The sequence below is a fragment of the Bacteroidales bacterium genome (assembly GCA_018334875.1).
Lineage (GTDB): Bacteria > Bacteroidota > Bacteroidia > Bacteroidales > UBA12077 > JAGXLC01.
In genome coordinates, this window is the sequence record JAGXLC010000001.1 from 44624 (window position 1) to 51420 (window position 6797).

Consider the following 6797-nt stretch of genomic DNA (forward strand, 5'->3'; position numbering starts at 1 on the left):
TGGCTTATTTCTTGATTTTAATGTCTTTGATATTGAGCTGAAGGGTACGGTTTCCGCGGAAATTATTCTCTTCTACCGAGAAGCATATATCAAAAGGTTTGCCTTTGTGGATGTCGGAATAGTGATCAGCCTGTTGAAAGGCAATTCCCGGAAATAATTTTCCGGGATTATTTTTCTGCACCAATGAAAGTTTCATGTGTTCTTTATTGGGGCCAACCAAACGGGCCTCGCCGGTATCTTTTACATCTCTGGCTACAAATAGGGGTGCCAGATTCTGCGGTCCGAAAGGCTGAAATTGTTTGAGAATCTTATAAAACCTTTCTGTAATATTACTGAACTCAATTTCCGAATCGATGTTCAGTTGGGGAATGAGCTGCTCTTCCGTGAGGTTTTGTTCTACGATCCTTTCAAACCGTTGCTTGAATTTATTGATGTTCTCAATTTCTATGGTTAGCCCGGCTGCATAAGTATGGCCTCCGAAGTTCTCAATCAGATCGCTGCATTCATTCAGGGCTTCGTAAATATCAAATCCGGGAACAGATCTGGCTGAACCGGTTGCCAGGCCATTCGAAGCGGTTAGAATGATGGTGGGACGGTAATAAATTTCGATCATCCGGGAAGCTACTATACCCACCACTCCTTTATGCCAGCTGGAATTGTAAAGAACCGTTGACTTTTTCTCCTGAAATCCTGGCTCGCTGGAGATCATTTTTATGGCATGCTGGGTTATATTTCTGTCGATGTTTTTCCGTTCATCGTTACAGGAATTAACCTTTTTGGCCATATTATCGGCCTTCTTTTTATTGGAGGTAATCAGCAGGTCAACGGCGTTTTTTCCCGATTCCAGCCTGCCGGTGGCGTTGATGCGCGGCCCGATACGAAACACAATGTCCTCCACCACAATTTGATGATGCTTATCTCCCAACCCCGATACATCAATGATTGCTTTCAGGCCGGTGCGGGGATTGTTGTTCAATTGTTTCAGCCCAAAAAAGGTCATTATTCGGTTTTCATCAATGATGGGAACAATATCCGAAGCGATGCTTACTGCAACCAGGTCGAGAAAAGTATACAGATATTCAGCATCGATGTGGTTGGTTCTTGAAAAAGCCTGCAGCATCTTAAAACCCACTCCGCATCCGCTTAATTCCTTGAAGGGATAAGCACAGTCTTTTCTTTTTGGATCCAGTACTGCAACTGCATTGGGTAGATTTTTTTCTGGGGTGTGGTGGTCGCATATAATGAAATCGATGTTCAGGCTGTTGGCATAATCTATTTTCTCCACTGCCTTAATACCACAATCCAGTGCGATAATCAGTGATACGTTGTCATGGGCTGCATAATTGATGCCTTTATATGAAACGCCATAACCTTCCGCGTATCGGTCGGGTATGTAGTAATCAAGGTTAGAGTAGAATTTGCTCAAAAAGGAATAAACCATGGCAACGGAAGTGGTGCCATCTACATCGTAATCGCCGTAAATCAAGATTCTTTGGTTGCTTTGTATGGCTTTTTCAATGCGTTCAATGGCAAGGTTCATGTCCTCCATCCTAAACGGATCGTAGAGACTTTCCAGCCTGGGCCGGAAAAAACTTTTTGCCTGATCAAAAGTTTTGATCCCTCGTTGAACCAACAAGGTGGCCAAGAGATCATTAATATTTAAAACTTCTGCCAGGTGATCAACCTCCTTTTGATCTCCTCTGGGTTTGGATACCCATCTTTTTTCCATGGCCTTTTCTGGTTTAGGTTATTCAACAATCTCCATATCAAAGACTTTTTCAATATTTGATCTGAGATTTTCTTTTACTGCTTCTATATCCACTTTTTCCCCGAGTTCCTGTTCCATAGAGGTGACTCCTTTGTCGGTAAATCCGCAAGGGTTGATGTAATTGAAATAATTTAGGTCCGTATTGACATTGAAGGCAAATCCGTGCATGGTAACAAAATGGCTCGCTCTGACTCCTATGGCACAGATTTTTCTGGTTTTTTTCGGATCGTGGGTATCGAGCCACACGCCCGAGGATTTTTCGAGATGATGGCCTTCAATGTTATAACTTTTCAGTGTAGCAATGACAGCCTCTTCCAGGTTATAAATGTATCTTTTCACCTGAAGGTTGAATTGTTCCAGATCGAGGATGGGATATCCCACAATCTGACCCGGCCCGTGATAGGTAATATCTCCGCCACGGTTGATCCTATAGTAGGTGGCATTGATCTTATTCAGAAAATCCTTGTTTATAAGGAAATTGTTTTCTTCACCGCTTTTACCCAGTGTAAAAACATGGGGATGTTCGCAGAACAAAAGATAATTCAAAGGTTTGTCTGCATGCTCCCCTTTTTTTCTTTTCTCATTCAATAAGGTATTAAAGAGTTCCTCCTGATAATCCCATGTCCTTTTATAGTCTGTTATTCCCAGGTCTTTAAAATGAACTTTGGCTTTCATACCATCCTCCTTAAGCATTTACATGTTTGTCAGCATGATATGAAGAACGTACCAATGGGTGGCTTTCTACAAAGCTGAATCCTTTTTCCAGGCCTTTGTTTTTAAAGGTATTGAATTTTTCGGGTTCGATGAAGCGGTCAACAGGCAAGTGATCCACAGTAGGCTGAAGATACTGCCCAATGGTAAATACTTTGCAGCCTGCTTCAATCAAATCATCCATGGTTTTATAAATTTCATCTTCTGTTTCTCCCAATCCCGCCATTATACCCGATTTGGCAATAATGCCGGAAGAAGCTATGTGTCGGATAACTTTCAGGCTGCGATGGTATTTGGCCTTGGTCCTGATTTTAGGGGTTAGCCTTTCAACGGTTTCCAGGTTATGAGAGATGACTTCGGGACCGGCATCGATGATCTGATCGATGAGATCAGGATTGCCATCAAAATCTGGGATGAGCGCTTCCATAGTGATTCCGGGATTTTTTTCCCGGATTTTTCTTATGGTTTCGGCCCATATTCCGGCCCCCCGGTCACTGAGGTCGTCGCGGTCAACCGAGGTAAGCACTGCATGATTGATATCCATAATCCTGATCGTTTCGGCTACCCGTTCCGGTTCTCCATAATCGGGAGCTGCAGGCTTGCCTGTTTGTACGCCGCAGAATTTGCAGGATCTTGTACATATTTCGCCCAGAATCATGAAAGTTGCCGTGCCCCGGTTCCAGCACTCTCCAATATTCGGGCATTTGCCGCTCGTGCAAATGGTATGGAGATTGTGCTGATTCAACCTGTTTTTCATCTTTGAATAGTTCTCCCCTTTGGGCATTTCCATTTTCATCCAACGGGGCAGTCTTTTGTATTCTTTATATTTTGTATGCATTGAATAAACAGTTTTTAAGTTCCTTTTCCTTTTAAGAACTTTTCTTTTCACCAGTTCTTTTTAACTTTATGCAAAGTTAATATTTATATCAGTTAAATCATTGAAAACATCTAATATCTTCCGGCCGCCATGAAAAAATATGCATTTTTACTGATTGTAGCGTTTGTTGTTCCCTCTGCTGCTTTTTCCCAGAAAGAAGGAAATTGGGAAAATGAAGAGAAAAGAGATCTTAATAATTTGGTTTTAACCCATCCGACGGTATCCAACCTGAAAGCCATTGGCAATTTAATTGACAACGGGTTAATAGATATGGAAAACTACCGAATTACAGGGGTTTATCATGCAGACGAACGGTATGATTATAAGGATTCCCGGAAATATATCGATACCGCTTCTATTCTGAGTGTAGATATATATCTTCATGAGTTTAGCGATACCATTCATCCGGGCTTGCTTTTCAGGCAAAATGCCCTGACCGATGATTATAAGAAGATTTTTAAGCATTCAGAAGGTGTTGTGTTTTTCGGAGGCCCTGACCTTCCGCCGGAAGTTTATAACGAGAAAACCAGCCTGCTTACTTCCATTTATGATCCTCACCGGCATTATTTTGAACTCTCTTTTCTTTTCCATCTTTTAGGAGGATTTCAGAATGAAGATTTTGAGCCCCTTCTCAATCAAAATCCTGATTATTTGATTTATGGGTTTTGTCTTGGCTTGCAAACCATGAATGTTGCTACCGGCGGAACGCTGATTCAGGATATTCCCTCGGAGATTTATGAGATGAATTATGTAGAGGATGTTTTGAAACTGGACCCCAACCGGCTGCATCGAAATTATCACAAAAGGATCAGCATGGCCAGTGACCTGTTGAGCGGACATTTTCACAGGATTCATTTTCAATCCACCCGCTATTTCAATGAATTGCATACTGAAAATTCCACACCCTCTGTGTACAGCAACCATCATCAGGCGGTGAAAGATATAGGAAAAGGGTTTAAAGTAATTGCTGCTTCTATGGATGGTAGAATTGCAGAAGCGATCCAACATGAAAAATACAGCAATGTATTGGGTGTCCAGTTTCATCCGGAAGCTGCATTTCTTTATGATGACGGAGAAAATTTTCGTCTTACGCCGGAGGATTCCGTATCTTTTACCGGGCCACAGATACTTCAGGAAACCCACAGTATGGAGTTTCACAGAAAATTTTGGGAGAATTTTCAGCAGAGGCTGAATGAATAAAGGGATTTATACATTATTTCCCCTACTAAATCAACCAGATTCAATTCAGAAATTGACAGATGCAATCCAACAACTGAAAGATTCAATTCCAGAAAAGATAGATACGATCCAATAACCGACAGCTTTAATTCAAGCAGAGACAAATAGGATTCAAAAACTGACAGAGGCAATTCAAGCAGTGACAGATGCAATTCAATAACAGAAAGATTCAGTTAAAATAATGCCAGAATCAATTCAACAACCGAAAGATCCGATTTAAGCAATGAACGATCCAATTCAGGAATTGTCAGACTCAATTCAACTGCTGACGGACTCAATTCAGGCAATAAAAGATTGAATTCAATGATTTACAGGCCCAATTCAGAAAATGACAGATAAGGTCCAAGAAGTGACTGACTGTTTTCAACAGCCGACAGAGGCAATTCAGACAAGGATCAATCCCATTTAACCCGAATAATTCAAGAATTATTCCTGTCTCCGACAGCGACTCAGTTCACTAAAAATTTTTTCAAAAATTTAAGTTTCCCGAATCAATGTCGGGACAGGCTACCTAAGTCGGGGTTAACACGCATTATAATATAGCTTACCACCGCAGGGTTTCTCCGTTTGCCCATTGCCCACTGCCATTTGCCCACTCGATATAATCGATTTGATAAATTGCATATTTTTGGTGGATCTTTTAAGCATCTATCTCAAAAAAATCTTTTTTAGCGTTTGAAGTCCAATACTGCATTGTAATCTAAGTCACTGTTATGCGGGCGAATGGCAGCGCCCATTTTCGAGAAATTGCCCAGTAGGACCTTCCGGTGACCAAGAGATGGAACAAATTTGTCTACCAGTAAATTAAGCACTACGTCAAAGCCATTATTATTACTATAGTCGCAGGCTTCTGCATCATAGTCTTTCCTGCAGCTTATTCTGTCATGCCCTTTTAGTCCTCTTTCTCCGGCTTCAACTGCCCAGCATTCAGCGGTTTTAAATAACTGGTGATCGGGTTTGAGAATATTCTGAGGTTCCATCTCAGCCAGTTTTCTGAAAAGGCTCATGTAATAGAAACTGTTTGAGGTTTCTTCCTCGTAAGTTCGGTTGAAATAGGTTAGGTTCTTGTCATATAATTTGTAACGAATCAGGCCCTGGCCGGAACGGGTTCCGATGAATTTGCTGATGTTGTTCAACGTTAAGAGCTCCTGCCGGTTTTGTTCCAGATGGTTGTATAAACCGGTATAATCGATATTGAAACGGTATCTCTGGCCGCCATGATTATTTGGCATCGTTTTCTTTTCAATAAACCTTTTTTCAATATTTTTCGGTAATTCATCCATGTAGATCCTATGGACCGGCAGATTATAAAATTCTTCTTTAGTAAGGGATTGGTTATAATTTTCTACCCTCAGTGTATCATACACCGGAATAATCACTTCAATCTCTCCGTGATATTTCACATGGAGCCGTGGTTTAATAAAGGTTTGGAGGAAGAGATCCGGATTCATCCGAATGAGATTCAGATAATAATATATCATCTTTTCTTCTTTGGTGAGGTAATCCTCATCCTTAGCGGTGTTGGCCAGCCGGTATTTGGGGTTGTCCCATTTATGCAAACGCTCTTCCTGCTGCTTATAATGTTTTTCGATAAGTTTCTCAATTTCCCTGCTGTAATACTCCTCATAATCTTTTTCCTGAATGATGTTTGATCTCAGGGTTTTCAGAAAGTGTTCGTCATTGAAGGCATAGTGATTGACAAATATTGGATCTGAACCGTCGAAAGTTTGATGCATTGCATCAAAATATTTTTCCCCCCGTTTTTTTTGAAATCCTGAGTTGTACCCTTTTTCTGCTTTCTCAAAAATGGTTTGCTGGATTTTGCGCATCTCTTCTTTAAAAAAGCCGGGGTCGTCTATAGCTGTATTTCCAATTTTTTTATTTGCTTTCCTTAATATCTCGAGGGTATAAAGCAGGGGATCGTCTTTGGCCTTCTTTACTTCCCGGTTATCCGGCATGCTGTAAAATGATAAAGCCTGGAAGATCAATCCGTAGGCATCGTTCCTGTCAGCCGAAGATTGATAGCATTCCTGATAATCCTGATTTTGATATAAAGTTTTTAGATTTTCGTAATGGCCATTCTGGGCATAGTTCGTTCCCAGGCTCCCCGATACAATAAATATAATCAGTATGAGTCGTAACATTCCTTTGCTTAATTTAAAGGTTTCTATTTTTAACGAAAAAAGAAACCAGTTGTTTTAT

Annotated in this window: 5 protein-coding genes; 1 reads left to right on the plus strand and 4 read right to left on the minus strand. The window is 40.9% G+C overall.

Annotated elements, in window-relative coordinates:
- Positions 1-4 precede the first annotated feature (4 nt).
- The 3 genes from recJ to lipA are packed head-to-tail and all read right to left on the minus strand — an operon-like array spanning position 5 to position 3317.
- On the minus strand, positions 5-1729 hold the full coding sequence (gene recJ, locus KGY70_00195; GenBank protein MBS3773582.1) for a single-stranded-DNA-specific exonuclease RecJ: 1725 nt from the start codon (positions 1727-1729) through the stop codon (positions 5-7).
- An 18-nt stretch (positions 1730-1747) separates the two neighbouring features.
- Positions 1748-2443: a lipoyl(octanoyl) transferase LipB gene (lipB, locus tag KGY70_00200; protein MBS3773583.1), complete on the minus strand. Its 696-nt coding sequence runs from the start codon at positions 2441-2443 to the stop codon at positions 1748-1750.
- Positions 2444-2453: 10 nt separating this feature from the next.
- Positions 2454-3317, minus strand: coding sequence for a lipoyl synthase (lipA, locus tag KGY70_00205; GenBank protein MBS3773584.1), 864 nt, complete (start codon positions 3315-3317; stop codon positions 2454-2456).
- 129 nt (positions 3318-3446) lie between these two features.
- Here lipA and KGY70_00210 point away from each other — a divergent pair, with 129 nt between their 5' ends.
- Entirely contained in the window at positions 3447-4556 is a 1110-nt protein-coding gene (locus tag KGY70_00210; protein MBS3773585.1) for a gamma-glutamyl-gamma-aminobutyrate hydrolase family protein, read from the plus strand.
- Between the two features lie 707 nt (positions 4557-5263).
- Here the strand turns inward: KGY70_00210 and KGY70_00215 are convergent.
- Positions 5264-6739, minus strand: a complete 1476-nt coding sequence (locus KGY70_00215; GenBank protein MBS3773586.1) for a hypothetical protein — start codon at positions 6737-6739, stop codon at positions 5264-5266.
- Positions 6740-6797: the final 58 nt, after the last annotated feature.

Bases quoted from the DNA above. Each gene is read 5' to 3' on its own strand.
- recJ (MBS3773582.1), bottom strand. From the start codon at position 1,729: ATGGAAAAAAGATGGGTATCCAAACCCAGAGGAGATCAAAAGGAGGTT.
- lipB (MBS3773583.1), bottom strand. From the start codon at position 2,443: ATGAAAGCCAAAGTTCATTTTAAAGACCTGGGAATAACAGACTATAAA.
- lipA (MBS3773584.1), bottom strand. From the start codon at position 3,317: ATGCATACAAAATATAAAGAATACAAAAGACTGCCCCGTTGGATGAAA.
- KGY70_00210 (MBS3773585.1), top strand. From the start codon at position 3,447: ATGAAAAAATATGCATTTTTACTGATTGTAGCGTTTGTTGTTCCCTCT.
- KGY70_00215 (MBS3773586.1), bottom strand. From the start codon at position 6,739: ATGTTACGACTCATACTGATTATATTTATTGTATCGGGGAGCCTGGGA.